The 21335-nt window shown below is 72.4% G+C and carries 17 protein-coding genes; 5 read left to right on the forward strand and 12 right to left on the reverse strand.

Annotated features, from left to right (window positions below):
* Positions 1–8: 8 nt before the first annotated feature.
* Positions 9–587: a TIGR03086 family metal-binding protein gene (locus ACGF12_RS21750; RefSeq protein WP_393032359.1), complete on the reverse strand. Its 579-nt coding sequence runs from the start codon at positions 585–587 to the stop codon at positions 9–11.
* Positions 588–697: 110 nt separating this feature from the next.
* Between ACGF12_RS21750 and ACGF12_RS21755 the strand changes: the two genes are divergently transcribed.
* On the forward strand, positions 698–1678 hold the full coding sequence (locus ACGF12_RS21755; RefSeq protein ID WP_393032362.1) for a helix-turn-helix transcriptional regulator: 981 nt from the start codon (positions 698–700) through the stop codon (positions 1676–1678).
* A gap of 40 nt (positions 1679–1718) precedes the next feature.
* Here ACGF12_RS21755 and ACGF12_RS21760 read toward each other — a convergent pair whose 3' ends face one another.
* The 9 genes from ACGF12_RS21760 to ACGF12_RS21800 form a co-directional block, all read right to left on the reverse strand.
* A complete protein-coding gene (locus ACGF12_RS21760; RefSeq protein WP_393032365.1) occupies positions 1719–2933 on the reverse strand; it encodes an alpha/beta hydrolase in 1215 nt (404 codons plus the stop codon).
* Positions 2934–3118: 185 nt separating this feature from the next.
* Positions 3119–3466, reverse strand: coding sequence for an MmcQ/YjbR family DNA-binding protein (locus ACGF12_RS21765; protein WP_393032368.1), 348 nt, complete (start codon positions 3464–3466; stop codon positions 3119–3121).
* Between the two features lie 84 nt (positions 3467–3550).
* A complete protein-coding gene (locus ACGF12_RS21770; protein WP_393032371.1) occupies positions 3551–5950 on the reverse strand; it encodes a Dyp-type peroxidase in 2400 nt (799 codons plus the stop codon).
* Positions 5951–5980: 30 nt separating this feature from the next.
* A complete protein-coding gene (locus tag ACGF12_RS21775; RefSeq protein ID WP_393032373.1) occupies positions 5981–7900 on the reverse strand; it encodes a galactose oxidase-like domain-containing protein in 1920 nt (639 codons plus the stop codon).
* Between the two features lie 263 nt (positions 7901–8163).
* Entirely contained in the window at positions 8164–9393 is a 1230-nt protein-coding gene (locus ACGF12_RS21780; protein WP_393032376.1) for an acyltransferase, read from the reverse strand.
* 34 nt (positions 9394–9427) lie between these two features.
* Entirely contained in the window at positions 9428–10552 is a 1125-nt protein-coding gene (locus ACGF12_RS21785; RefSeq protein WP_393032379.1) for an alpha/beta hydrolase, read from the reverse strand.
* Positions 10553–10814: 262 nt separating this feature from the next.
* On the reverse strand, positions 10815–11504 hold the full coding sequence (locus ACGF12_RS21790) for a response regulator (RefSeq protein WP_393032382.1): 690 nt from the start codon (positions 11502–11504) through the stop codon (positions 10815–10817).
* Entirely contained in the window at positions 11501–12802 is a 1302-nt protein-coding gene (locus tag ACGF12_RS21795) for a sensor histidine kinase (protein ID WP_393032385.1), read from the reverse strand. The genes ACGF12_RS21790 and ACGF12_RS21795 overlap by 4 nt, the downstream gene beginning before the upstream one ends.
* Positions 12803–12886: 84 nt before the next feature.
* Positions 12887–13567, reverse strand: a complete 681-nt coding sequence (locus ACGF12_RS21800) for a TetR/AcrR family transcriptional regulator (protein ID WP_393032389.1) — start codon at positions 13565–13567, stop codon at positions 12887–12889.
* Between the two features lie 218 nt (positions 13568–13785).
* Between ACGF12_RS21800 and ACGF12_RS21805 the strand changes: the two genes are divergently transcribed.
* On the forward strand, positions 13786–15387 hold the full coding sequence (locus tag ACGF12_RS21805) for an MFS transporter (protein ID WP_393032392.1): 1602 nt from the start codon (positions 13786–13788) through the stop codon (positions 15385–15387).
* Positions 15388–15445: 58 nt separating this feature from the next.
* Here the strand turns inward: ACGF12_RS21805 and ACGF12_RS21810 are convergent, their stop codons facing one another.
* Together ACGF12_RS21810 and aceE are read right to left on the reverse strand one after the other, a co-directional pair.
* A complete protein-coding gene (locus tag ACGF12_RS21810) occupies positions 15446–15892 on the reverse strand; it encodes a nitroreductase/quinone reductase family protein (protein ID WP_393032396.1) in 447 nt (148 codons plus the stop codon).
* Positions 15893–16002: 110 nt separating this feature from the next.
* Positions 16003–18753, reverse strand: a complete 2751-nt coding sequence (gene aceE / locus ACGF12_RS21815) for a pyruvate dehydrogenase (acetyl-transferring), homodimeric type (protein WP_393032399.1) — start codon at positions 18751–18753, stop codon at positions 16003–16005.
* Positions 18754–19270: 517 nt separating this feature from the next.
* Between aceE and ACGF12_RS21820 the strand changes: the two genes are divergently transcribed.
* The 3 genes from ACGF12_RS21820 to ACGF12_RS21830 all read left to right on the forward strand — a co-directional run bounded on the left by ACGF12_RS21820 (position 19271) and on the right by ACGF12_RS21830 (position 21194).
* Complete coding sequence (locus tag ACGF12_RS21820) at positions 19271–19711, forward strand: DUF3052 domain-containing protein (protein WP_393032402.1); 441 nt, start codon at positions 19271–19273, stop codon at positions 19709–19711.
* A 240-nt stretch (positions 19712–19951) separates the two neighbouring features.
* Positions 19952–20410, forward strand: a complete 459-nt coding sequence (locus tag ACGF12_RS21825; protein ID WP_393032405.1) for a peroxiredoxin — start codon at positions 19952–19954, stop codon at positions 20408–20410.
* A 208-nt stretch (positions 20411–20618) separates the two neighbouring features.
* Positions 20619–21194 carry a TerD family protein gene (locus ACGF12_RS21830; RefSeq protein ID WP_380610698.1) on the forward strand — a complete coding sequence of 192 codons (576 nt, stop codon included), beginning with the start codon at positions 20619–20621 and terminating at the stop codon, positions 21192–21194.
* Positions 21195–21335: the final 141 nt, after the last annotated feature.

A 21335-nucleotide genomic window follows, 5' to 3' on the forward strand; every position in this document is an offset into this window, starting at 1 on the left:
GGTCCGGCTCAGACCGTGCGCCCCATCCAGGCCGCCAGCCGGGTGTGGACGTCGGCGTCCTCGGCGACCGGCTGCACCTTGGCGAAGGGGACGCCCTCGACCCGGCTCTCGGCCGGCAGGGCGACCTCGGCGATGGCCAGCGCGGTGTGCGCCAGCCCGTCGTCCAGCACGAAGCCGTTGTCCAGGGACTTCGCGATGTCCCAGGCGTGGGTCGTCGCCTCCATCACGTAGCCGCCGACCACCATGCCGCCGGGCGCCTCGCCCCAGGGGGCGAAGGTCGGGCGGCCCAGCTTGGCGTCGTCCGCCCAGGCGGCGGTGGCGCGGGCGCCGGCCCGGGCGAGCGCGGCCGACCAGCCCTCGTCCGACGGGTCCACGATGCCGGGCAGGACGTCCTCGGCGCGGCCGCCCTCGCCCATGTACGCGAAGCGGTGGATGCCGCCGACCACGTGGTTCAGCAGCTGGCGCAGCGTGAACTCCTCGCAGGGGGTGGGCCGGTCGAGCTCGGCCGGGGTGATCACGGCGAACAGCTTCTCCAGCTGGCCGAGGGCGAGCAGGTACTGCGGGCGGGCGTCCTGGACGGCGTTCACGGGTGGTCAGCTCCCTTGTGCGGTGCGGTTTTTCGAGCCTCTCGGGCTCGGAACGCAATCTCCCAGTAAAACCTGACAAGTGCCGTCATGATTACTGGGATTCTTGTGCCATGAAGGCCGACCGCCTGCTCTCGATCCTCCTGCTGCTCCAGACCCGCGGCCGGGTGCCCGCCACCGAGCTCGCCGAACGGCTGGAGGTGTCCGTCCGCACCATCTACCGGGACGTGGAGTCGCTCTCCGCGGCCGGGGTGCCGGTGTTCACCGAGCGCGGCCGGCACGGCGGCATCAACCTCCTGCCCGGCTACCGCACCGATGTCACCGGGCTGACGGCGGACGAGGCCCGGGCACTGTTCGTGCTCTCCGCCCAGGGCGCGCACAGCGACCTCGGGCTGGACGGCGCGCTCGGCTCGGCGCTGCGCAAGGTGATGGCGGCCCTGCCCGCCCCGCACCGCCCGGCGGCCGAGCGGGTCAGCGAGCGGATCCTGGTCGACCCGGCCCGCTGGATGCAGGGCTCCCAGCCCGGCGTCGGGAGCGGGCCGGACCTGGGGGAGCTGCAGTACGCGGTGTTCGCCGACCGGCGGCTGCGGCTGCGCTACCGGCACAGCGGCACGCCCGCGCCGGTGGACTACACCGTCGATCCGTACGGGCTGGTCAGCAAGGCCTCGGTCTGGTACCTGGTGGCCGATCTGCACGCCGAGCCGCGGCTGTTCCGGGCCGACCGGGTGCTGGCCGCCGAGACCACCGAGGAGACGGTGCGGCGGCGCGCGGGGGTGGGGCTCGGCGAGGTGTGGGCGGTCCTGCGCGAGCAGGTGGAGCGGGTGCCCAAGGAGCTGCCGGTGCGGGTGCGGGTCCGGCGCGGGCGGCTGGACATGTTCCTGCGCATCCACGGCGGCCGGATCGCGGAGCTGCCCCCGGAGGCGGGGGCCGGGCCGGCCGAGGAGTGGGTCGAGCTGGCGATGGCCTTCTCGTCCCCGGCGGCCGTCCGCTCGCTGCTGGCCTTCGGTGCGGACGTCGAGGTGCTGGCCCCGCCGACCGCCCGGCGCGAGTTGGCCAGGTCGGCGGCGGAGGCCTTGCGGCTGTACCAGGACTAGGGCCCGGCTCCCGGGCCCTGACTCGTGGGCCCCGGCCGGCTCAGGAGTTGGGCGTGGTCCGGACGACGTCCGGGTAGTCGCCGAGCGAGATCGCCGCGAAGTTGTGCAGGCTGTCGGTGCCGTCGCTGAAGTAGCCGTTGTGGCCGGACGCCCGGGCCGAGGAGATTTGCTCCGCGCCGAAGCCGTCGCCGGTCGGGTCGGCGCCGTGGCCGAGCTTGCCGACCTCCAGGAACGGGACCTTGCCGATCCAGTCGCTGGGGTTGCGGGTGGCCCACACGTGCACGCCGGTGCCCAGCTCGGCGGCGCCCTGCACGCCCATGCCGGGGCTGCCGAACACCATCATGTCGGTGATGCCCGAGGTGTCGGACGGCGAGGCGGCCGCGCGCGGGATCTTCGGGCCGGCGGTGCCGCAGACCACCGAGCCGTACGAGTGGCAGAGCAGCGCCGGGGGCGCGTCCGGGCGGGTGGTCTCCTTGAGGCCGGCCAGCAGCCGCTCCAGCCGGGGCGCGCCGACGTCGGCGAGCCGGGAGGTGGCGGCGTCCGGGCCGAGGCCGGAGGGGGTGACGTAACCGGTCCAGGCGATCACGGCGGTACGGGTGCCCGGGGCCTGGCGCTGTTCCTCGCCGTACAGGGCGCGGGCCATGCCGGCCGGGGAGCGCAGCGGTTCGGCGCTCTGGTCGAAGTGGCCGAGGTCGGCGTCCGAGCCGGGGACGATCACGGAGATCCGCTCGGCGTCGGCGAGGTCGCCCCACACCTCGGTGACCAGGCCGCGGCCGCGCGGGTCGAAGGCCAGGATCTGCCGGCCGGGGCTGAGCAGGTGCTCGACGTCGTTGGCGCGGGAGACGGCCAGCGCGCGGGTGTCGGCGTCCAGCTTCTTGTCCTGGGCGCGGACCCGGGCGGCGTCGCGCTCGTTCGCCAGCGCGATCCGGTTGGCGCGGTAGCGCAGGTCCAGCGGGGCGCCGTCGTAGTTGCCGACGACCAGCGGGTAGTCCTTGATCAGCCGGTCCAGCTCGGTGGGGGCGAGCGAGGCGAAGAAGGCGGCGGCGTCGGCCGGGCTGGTGGTGGCCGGGTCGGGCAGGGTGCGGCCGAAGGTGTGGTCCTGGATCCAGGCGGCGCTGCCGGCCGGGGGCGTGGAGATCGCCAGCTGCTCGGAGGAGACCGCGGCCGCGGCCGCGGAGGCGCCGGCGTCGGCGAGCACGGCACAACCCGCGAACGCCCCGATCAGTACGCGCTTCCAGCGTCGACGGTTGCGCACCGCACCAACTCCCTTGGGCCCGTCACCGTTTCTCGGGCGGTGCCCGGAGGGTGCGATTGGATTTGCTGACTTCCCTGCGCAAGCGTAGAGGTCACAGGAGGGTGACGGACACGCCCAAACTGTGGGATGGATCACATGAACCGGGGGTGTCCTCCTGACGTCCGTATGTGGCCGTTCCGACGCCGCTAACCGGCGTGCCGGGCGTCGAATTCGCGCACCAGCCGCTTGGGCGCCGTCCGCCGCCAGGCCTCGGTGACCAGGTCGTCCAGCTCCTGCGGGTCGACCAGGTCCAGCCGGATCCGCACCCAGCCGTGCCGGCCGACGTACGGGGCGAAGGAGAACACCGCGGGCTCGGCGGCGAGCAGCTCGGCCTGGTCCTCGGGGGAGGCCTTGACGGTGACGCTCCCGCTCTCCGGCGCGCCCATCGCGAAGATCTTGTGCCGGACCCGCAGGGTCTCGATGTCCCAGGTCGGCTCCTGGGCGGACTCCGGCAGGGCCAGGGCCATCGCGCGGAACTCGTCGAACGTCACCATGGCCGCAGGGTAGAGCAGGGCACCGACGGCGCGCCCCCGGCGCGCGTGGTGGCGCACCGGGGGCGCGTGGCTACGCCGTCGAGGTCAGCCGAGCGAGGCCCAGTTGTCGCAGGTGCGGTCGCCGTCGACCAGGCGGTCCGGGTGGCCGCTGCCGTCGGCGATCGAGATCCGGCGGTAGCTCTGGCCGCAGAACACCCAGAACTCGCTGCTCCCGTTGACCCGCTGGCAGTCCGGGACGGGCAGGAAGCAGTCCACCCGGCTCAGGCCGTTCAGCGAGCCCCACTGGGAGAGCTCGCGGTCGGTGCGCTCGCGCACGTCGGTGTGGGAGGAGCCGTCGGCGATCGAGATCAGCCGGTACTGCTGGCGGCCGCTGGTGGTGTGGAAGCACCAGTACCAGCTCTTGCCGCCGACCCGCTGCTGGTCCGGCACCGGCAGCCAGCAGTCCACCTGGCCGACGCCGCTGAGCGAGCCCCAGTAGGTGAGGTCGCGGTCCGAGCGCTCCAGTGCGGTGGTGTAGCGGCCGCCGCCGCAGGTGATCGAGACCATCCGGTACTGCTGACGGCCGCTGGTGCTGTGGAACACCCAGTACCAGCTCTTGCCGGCCGGGTCCTGCTGGTCCGGGACGGGCAGCACGCAGTCCACCCGGCCGACGCCCTGCAGACAGGTCCAGGTGGTCAGCCAGGTGTCGTCCTCGACCTTGCGGTCGGTGTGGGCGGAGCCGTCGGCGATCGAGATCAGCCGGCAGCGGTCGCCGTGGAAGGCCCAGTACTGGCTCTGGCCGCCCTTGCGGTACTGGTCGGGGACGGCGACGAACTCGTCGCACGGGTAGGCCTTCACCGGCTGGGGCTCGGGCTGGCCGCCGGTCTGCCCGCCGGTCTGGGTCGTGGGCTGGCCGCCGGTCTGCGTGGTGGTCGGCCCGACCGGGGTGAGCCGGCCCTCGCAGAGCCCGCGCAGGATGCTCAGCGAGGGCATGAAGGCGTACACCGAGCCGGTGGTCTGGACGAACTGCTGGAAGCTCAGCGGGGTGTGCTGGATCAGGCCGCTCGTGCCCCGGCTCTCGAAGTCGACGGGGGTGACCTCGCCGGTGTCCGGGTCCGTGCAGTTCTGGGTGACCGGGTCCCTGCCGGGTACGGGGCGGGGCCCCTCGTGCCCGGGTGGGGTGGTCCCTCGCGAATCGCGGTTCGGCGGGAAGTTCGGCTGGTCCATCCAGTCGGCCTGGATGAACTCGAACTGCCGCTTGATGTCAGCCTGGTAGCAGATGAAGAGCAGGCCGCGCGGGTCGTCCGGGCCGCCCGGGCCCTCCGAGGCCGGGTCGAACGGGGCCCCGTACGGGGTGCCGCGGCGCATGATCCGCCGGCCGTTGAGGACGCTGGCGTCCAGTGGGGGCTTGTCCGGGCTCTCCTGCAGACCGGCGCGCGGTTCGGTCTTGCGCAGGTGTGACCAGAGCGGGGTGGTCAGGCCCTCCGGGTCGTCCCGGAAGGCGAAGTCGTTGTCCTTGGCGGCGGTCGGGTTGTTCGGCACGTCCCGGTCCGGGTGCTTGCAGACCGGGGCGCCGGAGCGCCAGCGGCCGACCATCCGGGCGGCCAGCCACTCGGTGGTGGCGTGGTCCGGGACGGCCTTGGCCCTCCTGAGCTCCCCCAACTCGACCGCGACCTGCGACCACCAGCCGGGGACGTCCTGGGCGAGCCGACGGATCACCTGGAAGGAGCCGTTCTGCGTCCAGACCGGGTACTGGTCCTTGGCGAAGCTGAACGGGTCGTTGTCGAGGCCGCAGACGAACTCGCCGGCCGGGATCAGCCGGGTGCCCGGGTGGCCGTCCACCTCGTCCGGCTTGGTCGGGTCGGGCTTGTCGAAGCCCCGGACACCGGGCTCGCTGATGCCGTCCTTGAAGCCGAAGTGCTCCTTGCCGCGCCGGCTGCCCAGCAGGGTCTGGGCGTTCTGCTGGTAGACGATCAGGACCCGGCACTCGGCGGCGGCGATCCGCTGCGCCTCGATCGCCGACTGGAGGTCCCGCTCGGTATCCGCGGAGATCTTCAGCACGGCGTGGACCGGCTGGTTCTTCCCGTTGCCGAACAGCCAGTTCTCCGGGGAGTTGTCGCCGGTGTCACCGAGCGCGCCGGCCCGCTTGGCCGAGCCCTCCTTGAACGCCTTCAGGCCGTTGTCGCCCGAGGGGGGCGTCGGGAGCGGCTCGGCGGTGGAGAGCATCCGCAGGCCCTCGTACGTGAAGCTCACGCCCAGCCAGGTGGCGGTCAGCGACTTGGGGTCGTCGCCGCCGGCGGCCTGCTTGGCCTCACTGAACCTCTCGTTGAACGCGGCGACTTCACGGGTGGTGGAGATCTGCGGGGTCAGTCTGCGCAGCCAGTCGCGGGCCCGGGCGGCGTCCTCGAACTTGAGGAAGAGGACGCTGACGTTGTCCTTCTTGAAGCCGGCGAGGATGTCGCCCTGGATCTCGTCGCTCTCGCGCAGACTCAGGTCCGTTGCCATGGGGTGGGTTCCTTTCTGGATGGGTGGGGGTCAGGCGGAGGAGCTGAGCTGGATCCACTTCGCCTCGCTGGGCACGCCCTTGTCGTCGAGGAGGAAGACCATGTACCAGCCGGGTGGCGCGGCCTTGGCGTCCGGCGGGGCCTGGAGCTGGATCCGGTTGCCGGCCTGGCTGGCGATCCGCAGGTCGATGTGGCGCTGGCTGGTGTTGACGGAGTGGGTGGAGGTGGTGGGCGCGAGCAGGACGGCCTTGACCACCTGGTCCGAGGTCGTGCTGGTGACCGTGAAGTTCTTGTTGTAACCGATGGGTACGGTGGGCGCGTTGTCCAGCGTGGGCCGACTGCCCTGGTGCAGGTAGGCCGGCTCGTAGATCTCGATGGTGCCGTTCATGTTGATCGGCCCGGAGGTGCCCGGGACGCCGCTCACGGTGCCGTTGATGTCCGTGTTGTTGGCCATCTGCTGGAGCTCGTCGCCGGTCACCATGATCCGGCCGTCCGGCAGCACCACGGCGTTGGAGTGGTAGCCGCGCGGCAGCCGCTGCACCGGGCCGAGCTGCCAGTTGCCCTGGTCGTCGCGCAGCTCGATCTGGCGGTACTTGAGGTCGGCGTTGGGGTTGTACGGGCCGTTGCCGTAGTCGCGGATGTCGTAGGCGCCGTTGACCGTCATCAGCCGGCCGTTGGGCAGCAGGACGGTGTCGTCCTGGGTGCGGCCGAAGGCGCGCGACTTCTCGGCGGTCCAACTGCCGTTGGCGAAGCGCAGGGTGCTCGGGTTGTCCCGGTCGCCGCCGAGGACCAGCGCGGAGTCCGGGCCGTTGGCGCCTGCGGGCAGCATCACGGCGGAGCCGTAGTTGCGCTTGCGGCCGTCCGGGCGGGCGGTCAGGTCGGCGCGGGTCTCGGCGACCGGGTCGAACTTCCACTGCTCGGCGGCCTGGCGCCCGAAGCCGTAGACGTTGCCGTCGTTGAGCGAGAACAGGTGCGGGTAGTCGGTGGTGAACGGGGCGTCCACCTTGAACCGCTCGACCGGGGTGTCCTTGGGGACGTCGGTCTTCTTCAGCGGCACCGCGAAGGCCTTGGCGGGGAAGCGCTCGACCACCGGGGTGGGGGTGCCGTAGCCCAGTTCGGACTGGCCGGACATGATCAGCTGCCGCCCGTCGGCGCCGGTCACCACCGAGGGGTACCAGCGGCCCACCGACATGTCGGGGTTGCGGGTCCAGGTCTCGGTCCACGGGTCGAAGATCAGTGAGAGTTTGGCGCCGGTGCCGCCGTTGCCGCCCAGGTTGCCGCCGAAGACGCCGAGCATGCCGTTGGGCAGGAAGGAGTGGCCGGAGCAGAAGAACGGCACCGGGCGGGGCTCGCCCAGGCCGTCCGGCATGTCGAAGACCGGCGGGTTGACCTGCTTGAACGCGCTCGTCCCGGTGCCCTTGGCGGGGTCCCAGAGGAAGGCCCGGCCGGCGTTCTCCTTGCCGGTGGTCTGGGTGGGGGCGGGCTCCTTCTCCGGGTTGGTCTCGATCCGCTCGAAGGAGAACAGCAGCACCTTGCCGGTCGGCAGCAGGGCGACGTGGTCGCCGAAGTCCGGGGAGGGGAAGTACTCCTTGAACGCCCCCCAGGTGTCCGGGGCGAAGGCCTTGTTGTGGTCGGCCTGGGACGCCGTCAGGGCGTTGTACCGGTTGGTGCGGGTGGTCTGCGGGTAGTCGCCGATGCCGCGCACCGCCGCGCGCATCCGGGCGTGCTCCTCGGCGTGCTCCTGGCCGAGGGTGGCGACCTCGTCCTGTCGCAGCTCCTCGGCCACCCGGTGGGAGTCGACGTGCGGGGCGAGGTCGTCCCCGCCGTGGGCGACGGCCGGCGCGACGGCGCTCAGCAGGGTGCCGGCGGTGACCGCGAGGACCACGGCGGTGGCCGGCAGCCGACGGCCGGCCCGGGGCCGGGGCTGCGGGCGGGGTGGGGACGGGGACATGGGTCTCCTCAGGAAGGGACTTTCGGGGACGGGGCGTTCGGGGGTGCGGCGAATGCGGGCGGACGGGCCGTGGGCGGGCGGTCCAGCGACGGTCGCCGACAGTCACAGAACATCACAGTGCGTGGTGGTTCGCATGCGGATGCACCCCTTGGGGCGGTCCCGTTCCTCGGGTGCGCCGGAACGGCCGAGGGGGCGCGGACCGGTCGGTCCACGCCCCCTCCAGGCCCTGCCCTCCGGCGCAGGTCACCGCCGGTACGGCAGGCTCACACCACGCCCAGCGCGTACGCGGCGAAGAGCGCCGCCGCGGCCCCGGCCGCCGCCTTGCCGACCCGGGAGAACGCCGTCCAGGGCCCGTCGAAGCGCCGGGTGAACCACCCGATCGCCACCAGCGCGGCTCCGAACAGCGGAAGCAGCGCCAGCCGGGCGGCCACCCAGCCGAGCGAGTCCGGCGTCGTGGTCAGCCCCGGGACGGCGCCCAGGCCGGCCGCGCCGGGCACCGCCACCGCGAGCATCGCGCTCTGGTGCCAGCAGAAGATCGTCATCGCCGACAGGTTGACCACCACCACCGGCAGCCAGAGCAGCGGACGGCGGGTCAGCAGCCGGCCCAGCCGGTCCCGCAACAGCACCGCGGCGCCGCACTGCACCGCCGCCAGGGCGAGCACCAGCAGGGACGGCGGGTGCGAGTTGGTGCGCTCGACACCGGGCACGCCGACCATGCTCGCCGGGTAGTGGAACACCAGCAGCAGTGCGGCGAACAGCGCTCCGCCGCCGAGCAGCAGCACCCGGGCGGCCGGCCTGCCGAGCCGGCCCCGCGCCCACAGCACGCCGAGCTGGTAGCCGAACAGCCAGCCCGGCAGGATGTTCAGCAGCCCGACCCAGGACGGCACCGCCTCGGCCCACGGCCCGTACCGCAGCAGGTCGACCGCCGCGACCGCGACCGCCGGCAGGCCCGCCGACCAGCCGCCCAGCCGCCGCGCGAAGGCCGCGCAGAGCGGGGTGAGCGCAGTCAGGCCCAGGTAGACCCCGATGTACCAGAGCGGCTGCACCACCAGCGTGGCACCGGTGCGCAGGGTGTCCGCCGGGACGCCGAGCCGGGGCAGCAGCGGGATCAGCACCGCCCAGACGGCCGTCACCCCGAGCACCGGGCGCAGCAGCCGGACCGTCCGGCTCCGCAGCCAACTCCCGTACGTCAGGCCCTTCTCCCGGCCGCGCTCCAGCGAGCGGACCGAGGAGTGGCCGCCGACCAGGAAGAACACCCCGAGCATCTGCAGCGCCCAGCTGACCGGGGCGAAGAAGCCGAGCGAGGAGAGCGGGCTGGCGTTGTGCAGGGCGCCGTCGGGGGAGAGGGTGAGGCCGCCGAGCATCCAGTGCCCGATCGGCACGGCGAGCAGGGCGAGGGCGCGCAGCCCGTCCAGGGCGCGGTCGCGGGTCTCGGGCGTCCGGGCGTCGACCTTCTCGGCGGCGCGGCGCAGGGCGGTGAGCGGGTGGGCCATGGCGGTGCTCCTTCCAGTGCTGGGCTCGGAGGGGTCAGCCGCGCCCGAGGGCGATGGCGGCGTAGGCGGCGAGCGAGGCGGTGTCGGGGGTGAAGTAGCCGGAGTGGCCGTGGGATCCGGTGGCGGGCAGCGGGCGGGCGCCGAAGCCGGGGTCGGTCGGGTCGGCGCCGTGGCCGAGGCCGAACAGCCGGACGTTGGGCACGTCGCCGATCCAGTCCGAGCCGTTGCGGGTGGTGGCCCAGAGCGGGACGCGCGGGTCGAGGTCGGCGGCCGAGTCGACGCCCATGCCGGGCGAGCCCAGCACCACCAGGCCGGAGGCCTGGGCCGGGTTCGGGCGGGCCAGGCCGCAGACCACCGAGCCGTAGCTGTGGCAGAACACCGTGGGCGGGGCCTGCGGCCGGGTGCTGACGGCGAGTCCGTCCAGCAGTCGGGTCAGCCGGGTGGCGCCGGCCCGGGCGAGGTCCTCGGTGACGGCGTCCGGGCCGAGGCCGACCGGGGTGGTGTAGCCGGCCCAGGCGATCACGGCGCTCTGCCCGTCGGTGGCCCCGTACAGGGCGCGGGCCATTCCGGCGGGGCTGCCGTACGGGTCGCCGGCGCGGTCGAAGCTCAGCAGGTCGATGTCCGACCCGGGGACGATCACGGCGGAGCGGCGGGCGGCGGCGAGGTTGCCGTACACCTCGGCGACCTGGCCGCGGCCGCGCGGGTCGAAGGCGAGGATCTGCCGGCCGCCGTCCAGCAGGGTGCGGTAGCGCTCGGCGCGGGTGCGGGCGGCCTGGTGGTCCTGCGGGGTGAGTGCCGGGTCGGTGGCCCGGGCGAGTTCCCGGTCGCGCTCGGCGGTGAGGGCCAGGGTGTTGGCCCGGTAGCGGAGTCGGACCGGGGCGCCGTCCAGGTTGCCGACCACCAGCGGGTGCCGGGCGGCCAGGGCGTCCTGCTGCGCCGGGGTCAACCCGGCGAAGAAGGCGGCGACTTGGGCGGGCGTGGCGGTGGCCGGGTCGGGCGGCCGGAGGCCGGACGCGGTGTCGGCGGTCCAGGCGGCGCTGCCGGGCGGCGGGCCGGTCACGGCGGTCTGGGTGTCGGCGGCCCAGCCGCCCGCGCCGAGCAGCGCCGCCAGCGCCACCGCGGTGGCGGCGATCGCCCGCCTGGCCCGAAATGTGCGCATGTCCCTGCTCTCCCTCGTCCGTTCGGCTGCCGAGCCGGTTCGGCTGTCGATGGGGAGGAAGGTAGAAATGCGACGGCCCCGCGGACGTCACACCGCGGGGCCAACCCCGGGGTGCTACCCGGGTATCAGGGGTGGCACCGCCCCGAGCCGAAGGGGCGCGCCGGTGTCGAAAGGGAGAAGCGAGGGAGTGACGGAGGAGCGAGGGAGCGCCGACCGTCGGCACCGGATCAGAGCGCCCCGGAGGTGAGCGGGCGAGTAGCAGCTACTGACCGGGTGCCACCAGCCCGGACTCGTAGGCCAGCACCACGGCCTGGGCGCGGTCGCGCAGGTCGAGCTTGGCGAGGATGCGGCCGATGTGGGTCTTGACGGTCTGTTCGGCGAGCACCAGCTGCCCGGCGATCTCCTGGTTGGACAGGCCGCGGGCGATCAGCTCCAGCACCTCGGTCTCGCGCGGGGTCAGGCCGTTGAGCCGCAGCTTGGGGTCGCGGCGCTTGGCGGGGCGGCTGCGGGCGAAGTCCTCGATCAGCCGGCGGGTCACCGAGGGGGCGAGCAGCGCCTCGCCGGCCGCGACCACCCGGACCGCGGCGATCAGGTCGGCCGGCGGGGCGTCCTTGAGCAGGAAGCCGCTGGCCCCGGCGCGCAGCGCCTCGTACACGTAGTCGTCCACGTCGAAGGTGGTCAGCATCAGCACCTTGGGCCGGTGCGCGCCGCCGCCTCCCCGACTACCGGTGGCCGGGTCGAGCAGCCGCCGGGCCGCCTCCAGGCCGTCCATGACGGGCATCCGGACGTCCATCAGCACCACGTCGGGGTGGGTGCGCCCGGTGACCTCCAGGGCCTGGGCGCCGTCCGCCGCGTCCCCCACCACGTCGATGTCGCTCTGGGCGTTGAGCAGGGCGGCGAAGCCGGCCCGCACCATGGCCTGGTCGTCGACGATGATCACGCGGATGGTCATGCGGGCGTCTCCAGAGGAAGGTCGAGCGGCAGGACGGCGGCCACCTTGAAGCCGCCGTCCGGCAGCGGGCCGGTGTCCAGCCTGCCATCGACCAGCCGGACGCGTTCGCGCATTCCGACCAGACCCTGCCCGGTGCCCTCGACCGAGGCCTCCAGCGACTCGGTGCGCTGCGGCGGGGGCGCGTTGACCACGGTCAGCCGCAGTTCCGGGCCGTCCGCCGAGAGCGACACCCAGGTCCGCGCGCCGGGGGCGTGCCGGACCACGTTGGCCAGCGCCTCCTGCACGATCCGGTAGACGGACAGGCCGACGGCCTGCGGCACCCGCTCGGCCAGCCCCTCGTCCACGGTCAGTTCGGCGGGCACCCCGGCCCGTCCCACCGTCTCGACCAGCTGGGCGAGTTGGCCCACTCCTGGCTGCGGGGTCTTCTCCGCAGTGGACTCCTCGCTGCGCAGCACGCCGAGCAGCCGCCGCATCTCGGCCAGCGACTCCCGGGCGGCGTCGGCGATCGTGCCGAACTCCTCGGCGGCGTCGGCCGGTACGCCCTCGATCCGGTACGGCGCGCTGGCGGCCTGGACGGCGATCACCGACATGTGGTGGGCCACCACGTCGTGCAACTCCCGGGCGATCCTGGCGCGTTCCTCCAGCAGGGTGCGCCGCTCGCGTTCCACCTCGCTGATCTGCTCCTGTTGCTTGAGCAGTCGGCGCGCCTCGGCGCTTTCCCGGAGGGCTCCGCCGAGCACCAGGACGGCGCCGGTCAGGGCGACCGCGAGGATGGTGTTGTCCCCGGTGTAGCGGGAGCCGATCCCGGCGACCGACAGGGCGGTCCCGGCGCCGGCGGTGACCAGCCAGACCGCGACCAGGGTGCGCCGCGGCTCGCGGAGGGAGAGCGGGACCATCAGGAACAGGTAGCCGACCAGGCTGGTGGGGATCCAGGGCCAGGGGCCGCCGGTCCCGCTCCCGGTGGTCAGGACCAGCAGGGCGGCCAGCAGATCGGTGCTGCCGATCATCCACCAGGCGGCCAGCGGTCGGCTCACCGCGAGCAGCAGGGGGGCGGTCTGCGCGACCGCGAGGGCGCCGGCGAGCCCCCCGTTGAGCCCGTAGTCGTTGGCCATCACATTGATCCCGCTGGGCAGCAGCGAGGCGATCGAGGCCACGACGAGGACGTACGGGAGGTGGCGGATCCACGGCCGAGGGGACCGGGCAAGCAGCGGGGTGTGGTCGGCGGACGGTCGCAGGAGCGTGGTGAGCATGGCCCGCACCGCGCCGCGGGGGCCGGACCCGGTGGACGAGTTGATCATCCGGCCAGACTAGGGGCGCGGTGGCCGCTCGGCGTCCGACCTGGGTCCGGGATCCGGGGTAGCACTCGGGTACGACGCGAGCGCTCAGGGGCGCCAGTGGCCGGCCAGGGCCGGACCGAGCTGGTCGAAGTGGCGTTCGATCACCGTGACCATGGCCTCGGGCCCGGCCGGTTCCTGCTCGGCGGTCCAGGACAGGTGGGCGGCGCGCAGCAGGCCGCCGAAGACGGCGGCGAGCACGACCGGCCGCAGGTCCTCGGCCGGGTCCAGCCCTTCGCGCTCGGCGAGCACCTGGGCCACCAGCCGCTCCTGGTCGGTGACCCGGCGCAGGTGGGCGGCGAGCAGCGCGGGCGTGTCCTCGATGATCCGCAGCAGCTCCAGGGCGCTGCGGATCGAGCCGGGCCCGGGGGTCTGGGCTTTCCCGAGGTCGCGCCAGGCCTTGACGATCGAGGCTCGCAGCGCCTGGAGCGGGGTCTCCTCGGCCGGGCGGTGGCGCAGGCACTCGATGAAGTAGTCCTCGGCGTCGGCCATCACGGCGAGGGCGACCTCGTCCTTGTTGGCGAAGTAGCGGAAGAAGGTGCGCTGGGAGACGTCCACGGCGGAGGCGATCTCGTCGACGGTGGTGCGGGCGAAGCCCTGGCTGAGGAAGAGCACGTGGGCGGCCTGCACCAGGGCGTCCCGGGTCTGCTGCTTCTTGCGCTCCCGCAGTCCGGGCGTCCGGCCGAGGCCCTCCGGGGTGCCGAGGGTGCGGGGGGTGTGAGCGGCCATGGCGGGGGCCTTCCGGGGCGCTGGTGTGGCGGGTGGGAGCACAACCTTAGCCCCCTGACAAATGTCAGTGCAGGTCAGAAGTCATTGTTTGCCGAATGTCAGAGACTGTCATAATCTGCGGACAGTGGCGCCCGTCGGCCGGGCACTCGTGGGGACGGGTGGGTCGTCGCGGCGCCACTCCCACGTTCCGAATCTCGGCACGCCCCCGGAGGGCCCAGATGAGCCAGTCCGTCGTCAAGAACTCCAAGGCGGACGCACCGCCGCCGAATCCGCCGACCGGGGGAGGGCTCAAGGGGCACCCCTGGCTGACCCTGCTGACCGTCGCGGTCGGCGTGATGATGGTTGCCCTGGACGGCACGATCGTCGCGATCGCCAACCCGGTGATCCAGGAGAAGCTGAACGCGGCGCCGTCCGAGATCCAGTGGGTCACCAGCGGCTACCTGCTGGCGCTCGCGGTCTTCCTGATCACCGCAGGCAAGATCGGCGACCGGTTCGGCCACAAGACCACGTTCCTGGTCGGCGGGGTCGGCTTCGCCGCCACCTCGGCCGCGATCGGCTTCGCCGGCAACATCCAGACCGTGATCGCCTTCCGCGTCCTGCAGGGCCTGTTCGGCGCGCTGCTCCAGCCGGCCGCGCTCGGCCTGCTGCGCGGGGCCTTCCCGGCCGAGAAGCTCAACATGGCGATCGGCATCTGGGGCGGAGTGATCGGCGCCTCCAGCGCGGCCGGCCCGATCGTCGGCGGCCTGCTGGTCGAGCACGTCAGCTGGGAGTCGGTCTTCTTCATCAACATCCCGGTCGGCCTGATCACGCTGTGCCTGGGCCTGTGGATCCTCAAGGACGTCCGGGCCGAGAACGCCGTCAAGTCTTTCGACGTGCCCGGCATCGCGCTGCTCTCCGCCGGGATGTTCGCGCTGGTCTTCGGCATCATCAAGGCCCCTGTGTGGGGCTGGGGCGACGCCAGGACGCTGCTGTTCCTGGGCGGCGCGGTGGTGCTGATGGCGCTCTTCGCGTTCTGGCAGGGCCGGGCGAAGGAACCGCTGATCCCGCTCGGCCTGTTCCGCTCGGTGCCGCTGTCGGCGGGCGTGCTGCTGATGGTGCTGATGGCCTTCGCGTTCTTCGGCGCGATCTTCTTCGTGACCTTCTACCTGCAGAACGTGCACGGGATGAAGCCGGTCGAGGCCGGCGTCCACCTGCTGCCGATGACCGGCATGATGATCGTCGGCTCGCCGGTGGCGGGCATCGTGATCGGCAAGCTCGGCCCGCGGATCCCGATCGTGGCGGGCATGCTGATCACCACCGCCGCGATGTGCGGCATGTCCACCCTGGACACCGGCTCCGGCACCGGCGTGATGTCGCTCTGGTTCGTCCTGATGGGCCTCGGCATCAGCCCGGTCATGGTCGGCGCCACCGAGGTCATCGTCGGCAACGCCCCGCTGGAGCTGTCCGGCGTGGCCGGCGGCCTGCAGCAGTCCGCGATGCAGGTCGGCGGCAGCCTCGGCACCGCCGTGCTGGGCGCGCTGATGGCCGCCAAGGTCGGCGAGGTACTGCCCGGCAACTGGGCCAAGGCCGGCCTGCCGCCGGTGGAGGGCCCGCAGGCCGAGGGCCTCAAGCAGGCCGCCCAGCTCGGCATCGCCCCGCCGGCCCCGCCCGGTACCCCGCAGCAGGCGGTGGACGCGATGGCCGGCGCCGTGCACCAGTCCTTCGTCAGCGGCATGTCGCTCGCCTTCGCGGTGGCCGCCGTGGTGGCGTTCGGCGCCGCCGTGCTCGGCCTGCTCGCCCGCCGCGGCAGCACCGACGCGGGCCCGGCCGTGCACATCTGACGGACACCCGTACGCGACGGTCCCGGACTCCCGACGGAGTCCGGGACCGTCGCGTCGTTCAGACCCGGGTGAGCGCCACCAGCGGGACGGTCCGGGCGGCGGTGCGGTAGCCCCCGAACTGGGGCTGGGCGGCGACCTGCCGGGCCCAGAGCGCGTCGTGCTCGGCCGGGTCGACCGCGGCGGCCACGGCCGGGTAGCGCTCGGCGCCGACCTCGACGGTGACCTCCGGGTGGGCGACCAGGTTGCGGTACCAGACCGGGTCGGTGTCGCTGCCGCCGTTGGAGGCGAACACCACCAGCCGCTCGCCGTCCGGCAGGTAGACCAGCGGGGTGGTGCGCGGCTCGCCGCTGCGGGCGCCGAGCACGGTGAGCAGCAGCAGCGGCATGCCGCTGAGCTCGCCGCCCACCACCCCCGCGCGGGAGCGGAACTCGGCGATGACCTTGCGGTTGAACTCGCCCGTGCCGTCGGCGGGTTCGGGGTGCTGTCCGGTGATCTCGTTCGTCATGCCGCCGAGCGTAGGCCCCCACACCGGTGTGAGGGCCGACAACCGCCGGGAACGCCGAAGGGCCGGACCCCCCGTACGGAGGTCCGGCCCCTTCAGGCGTTAGCGGGTGATCAGGCGTCGCCGCCGGCGGCACCCGGGTCGGCCGCGGTCACGTCCAGCAGCTGGTAGCGGTCGATCGCCTCCTTCAGCGCCGAGCGGTCGATCTTGCCCTGCTTGGCGAGCTCGGTGAGCACGCCCAGGACGACCGACTGCGCGTCGATGTGGAAGAAGCGACGGGCCGCACCGCGGGTGTCGGCGAAGCCGAAGCCGTCGGCGCCCAGCGACTGGTACTGGCCCGGCACCCAGCGGGCGATCTGGTCCGGAACGGCGCGCATCCAGTCGGACACGGCGACGAACGGGCCCTCGGCACCCTGGAGCTTCTGGGTCACGTACGGCACCCGCTGCTGCTCCTCGGGGTGCAGCAGGTTGAACTCCTCGGTCTCCACCGCGTCGCGGCGCAGCTCGTTCCAGGAGGTCGCGGACCAGACGTCGGCCTTGACGTTCCACTCCTCGGCGAGGATGCGCTGGGCCTCCAGGGCCCACGGCACGGCCACGCCGGAGGCGAGGATCTGGGCCGGGATCTGGCCGGCGGTGCCCGGCGCGTACTTGTGCAGACCCTTGAGGATGCCCTCGACGTCGACGTTCTCGGGCTCGGCCGGCATCTTGATCGGCTCGTTGTAGACGGTCATGTAGTAGAACACGTCCTCGCCGTGCGGGTGCTCGGCGCTGGAGCCGTACATCCGACGCAGACCGTCCTGGACGATGTGCGCGATCTCGAAGCCGTACGCCGGGTCGTACGCGACGACGCCGGGGTTGGTCGAGGCCAGCAGGTGCGAGTGGCCGTCGGCGTGCTGCAGGCCCTCACCGGTCAGCGTGGTGCGGCCGGCGGTGGCGCCGATCACGAAGCCGCGGGCCAGCTGGTCGGCCATCTGCCAGAACTGGTCGCCGGTGCGCTGGAACCCGAACATCGAGTAGAAGACGTACACCGGGATCAGCGGCTCGCCGTGGGTCGCGTAGGACGAACCGGCGGCGATCAACGAGGCGGTGCAGCCGGCCTCGGAGATGCCGTCGTGCAGCATCTGGCCGGTCGGCGACTCCTTGTAGGCCAGCAGCAGGTCGCGGTCGACCGACTCGTAGGTCTGGCCCAGCGGGTTGTAGATCTTCGCCGACGGGAACAGCGAGTCCATGCCGAAGGTGCGGTACTCGTCCGGCGCGATCGGCACGAAGCGGTTGCCGATGCCCTTGTCCCGCATGAGGTCCTTGAGCACCCGGACGAACGCCATGGTGGTGGCGATGGTCTGGTTGCCGGACCCCTTCTTGACCGCCTTGTACGCGTCGTCGCCGGGCAGCACCAGCGGGCGCGGGCGCACCTTGCGGGTCGGCACGTAGCCGCCCAGCTCGCTGCGGCGGTCGTGCATGTACTGGATCTCTTCGGAGTCGCGACCCGGGTGGTAGTAGGGCGGGTAGCCCTCGTCCAGCTGCTTGTCGGTGATCGGCAGGTGCAGCCGGTCGCGGAAGCGCTTCAGGTCCTCGACCGTCAGCTTCTTCATCTGGTGGGTGGCGTTGCGGCCCTCGAAGTTGGGGCCCAGCGTCCAGCCCTTGACCGTCTGGGCGAGGATGACCGTCGGCTGGCCCTTGTGCTCGCGGGCCGCCTTGAACGCCGCGTAGATCTTCTTGTGGTCGTGGCCGCCGCGACCCAGGTGCTGGATCTGGTGGTCGGTCATGTTCTCGACCATGGCGCGCAGGCGCAGGTCGCCGCCGAAGAAGTGCTCGCGGATGTAGTCGCCGGTCTCGGTGGCGTAGGTCTGGAACTGGCCGTCCGGGGTGGTGTTCATCTTGTTCACCAGGACGCCGTCGCGGTCCTGCGCGAGCAGCGGGTCCCAGCTGCGGTCCCAGATGAGCTTGATCACGTTCCAGCCGGCGCCCCGGAACTGGGACTCCAGCTCCTGGATGATCTTGCCGTTGCCGCGGACCGGGCCGTCGAGGCGCTGCAGGTTGCAGTTGACCACGAAGGTCAGGTTGTCCAGGCCCTCGCGGGCGGCCAGCGACAGCTGGCCGAGCGACTCGGGCTCGTCCATCTCGCCGTCGCCGAGGAAGGCGTACACCTGCGAGTCCGAGGTGTCCTTGATGCCGCGGTGCTCCAGGTAGCGGTTCATCCGCGCCTGGTAGATCGCGCCGAGCGGGCCGAGGCCCATCGAGACGGTCGGGAACTCCCAGAAGTCCGGCATCAGCCGCGGGTGCGGGTAGCTGGACAGGCCGTACGGGGCCTTCGACTTCTCCTGGCGGAACGCGTCGAGCTGCTGCTCGGTGAGTCGGTCCAGCAGGAAGGCGCGGGCGTAGATGCCGGGGGAGGCGTGACCCTGGAAGAAGATCTGGTCGCCCGACTCGCCCTCGGCGTCCTTGCCGCGGAAGAAGTAGTTGAAGCCGACGTCGTAGAGCGACGCGGAGGAGGCGAAGGTGGCGATGTGGCCACCGACGCCGATGCCCGGGCGCTGCGCCCGGGAGACCATGACGGCCGCGTTCCAACGGGTCGCGTTGAGGATCTTGCGCTCGATCTCCTCGTTGCCGGGGAAGAACGGCTCGTCCTTGGTCGCGATGGTGTTGACGTAGTCCGTGCTGCGCATCTCGGGCACGGAGACACGCTTCTCGCGGGCGCGCTCGATCAGCCGCAGCATCAGGTAACGGGCACGCTCACGCCCCCGCTCGTCGATGGCCGCATCGAGCGACTCCAGCCATTCCGCGGTCTCCTCGGGATCGAAGTCCGGGACCTGACTCGGAAGGCCGCCAATGATGATCGGGTTGCGATCGGATCCGGAAGCCACGCTGTTCCTTCACTGTCGGTCGAAACTGAGGTGTGTCGCGCCGCCTCCATCGTGCTACCGCGCTCGGAGATCCGTCATCTCTACCGATCGGTAACCGTTCCGCCTGGTGGGCGGGCCGGTCTGGTGGCGCGCGGTGCGGGCGTCTTCGTCCGCTCCGTACACCCCCGGGTGTTACGAAAAGAGGTGGTCCGACCTGGTGTCCCGTCCGCCCGATGGCGGGCGGCCGGGGTGAGGGCCAACAGGAGACTCTACGCCCGCGCACACGCGGACCCCGAATGCCGTTCGTATCTCGGGCACGTGTGCGGCCTGTGGGCCGGGACCACCCGAAGCATCCTTGTCTCACGCAGAGAAGGGCAAATCGGTGTGATTCCCGACACGTCGACCGGCGTGTCCCGCTGTGACACGTCAACCTTTGGAGGGGATCGGGGGTCGGGTACTTGCGCGAACCGCCGCGCCCGTGTGGACTACGGCCACAGCCTCGGCATGGACGCCGAGCCGAATACTGGAGGTTATTCCCGTGAGCGCGACCGCGGACCCCGCGGACAAGTCCAACCCGGCGACCCGTCTCGGCTTCGAAGAGGGCCAGATCGTCCAGGAGCTGGGGTACGACGACGACACTGACCAGGATCTCCGTGAAGGCATCGAGGAGATCACCGGGACGGATCTCGTCGACGAGGACTACGACGACGTCGCGGACGCCGTCCTGCTCTGGCACCGCGACGACGACGGGGACCTCACGGACGCCCTCGTCGACGCCCTGGAGTACCTGGCCGAGGGCGGTCTGATCTGGCTGCTGACGCCCAAGACCGGCCGCGACGGCCACATCGAGGCCTCCGAGATCGCGGACGCGGCGAAGACCTCCGGCCTGTCGCAGACCAGCTCGATCGCGATCGCCAAGGACTGGGCGGCCACCCGCCTGGCCACCAAGTCCACGGCGAAGCAGCCCAAGCAGCGCTGAACGGGCCCTGAAGCCGAGCGCCGGGCCCCGTCGGAGTACTCCTCCGGCGGGGCCCGGCGCTTTTCGCGTCTTTGGGCCGGGGCTGTTCGCCGAGGGCGAAAGGGCTGGGCCGCCCGGCGGAGCGCCTCATCCGTTCGGCCGAACGTCCGTGAGCGAATGCGAGGATGTGCCCTGCCGCGCCCGCCGCGCGGTCCGGTCGCGCCGCACTCGCGCCGGAGTCGCGTCAGAAAGGTCCCGCTCATGACCGTCGCGGTCGGCACCCCGGCTCCGGACTTCGAGCTCAACAACCAGCACGGGGAGAGCGTCCGGCTCGCCGACTTCCGGGGCCGCAAGCACGTGGTGCTGGTCTTCTACCCGTTCGCCTTCACCGGCGTGTGCACCGGCGAGCTGGGCGCGATCCAGCGGGAGCTGGCCGGGCTGCAGAACGACCGGGTCCAGGTGCTCGGGGTCTCCTGCGACTCCCAGTTCAGCCAGCGCGTCCTCGCCGACCGGGAGGGCCTGGAGTTCCCGCTGCTCGCCGACTTCTGGCCGCACGGCGAGGTCGCCCGGGCCTACGGCGTGCTGGACGAGGAGAAGGGCTGCCCGCTGCGCGGCACCTTCGTGATCGACGAGGCCGGCACGGTGCGCTGGAGCGTCCTCAACGGCCTCCCGGAGGCCCGGGACGAGCAGGAGTACCTGAAGGCCCTCGCAGCCCTCTGAAGCCCCCGAGCAGGGGCTCCGGACCCCGTTCGGAGGCGTTCCGGGCCCGTTCGGAGGTGCCCCGGGCCCCGTTCGGAGGTGTGTGCGGGAACCGGGCACTACGCTCGGGCCGTTGGCGGGGTGGGGCTTACGTCCGGTTCCGGGCGGCCGGCCTCGAACCGCACCACCGCGGGGGCACCAGCCGTGCCTCCCGATTCTTGGAGGACACGTGGGAGTCAGCCTCAGCAAGGGCGGCAACGTCTCGCTCACCAAGGAGGCCCCCGGGCTCCAGGCCGTCGTGGTCGGCCTGGGCTGGGACGTCCGGACCACCACCGGGACGGACTTCGACCTGGACGCCAGCGCGCTGCTCTGCAACGACCAGGGCAAGGTCGGCTCGGACGGCAACTTCGTGTTCTTCAACAACCTGAAGAGCCCGGACGGCTCGGTCGAGCACACCGGCGACAACCGCACCGGTGAGGGCGAGGGCGACGACGAGGCGATCAAGGTCAACCTGGTCGGCGTCCCGGCGGACGTGCAGAAGATCGTCTTCCCGGTGTCGATCTACGACGCCGAGAGTCGCGGCCAGAACTTCGGCCAGGTCCGCAACGCCTTCATCCGTGTGGTGAACCAGGCCGACAACTCGGAGCTGGCCCGCTACGACCTCTCCGAGGACGCCTCCACCGAGACCGCGATGGTCTTCGGCGAGCTGTACCGCAACGGCGGCGAGTGGAAGTTCCGCGCCATCGGCCAGGGCTACGCCTCCGGCCTGCGCGGCATCGCCCAGGACTTCGGCGTCAACGTCTGAGTTCCCATCGGCGCACCGGTCTGCGCGCCGAACTCCCGGGGCGGGCCCCGGCCGTCGGGGGGCGGGGCCGCCCCCGGGTCGTGCGGGGCCCGGGGGGGGCGGGGGTGGGGGTGGAGGGAGTTCAGCCGGCCCCAGCGGGGC

Source organism: Kitasatospora sp. NPDC048296, from assembly GCF_043201815.1.
Taxonomy (GTDB): Bacteria; Actinomycetota; Actinomycetes; order Streptomycetales; family Streptomycetaceae; genus Kitasatospora.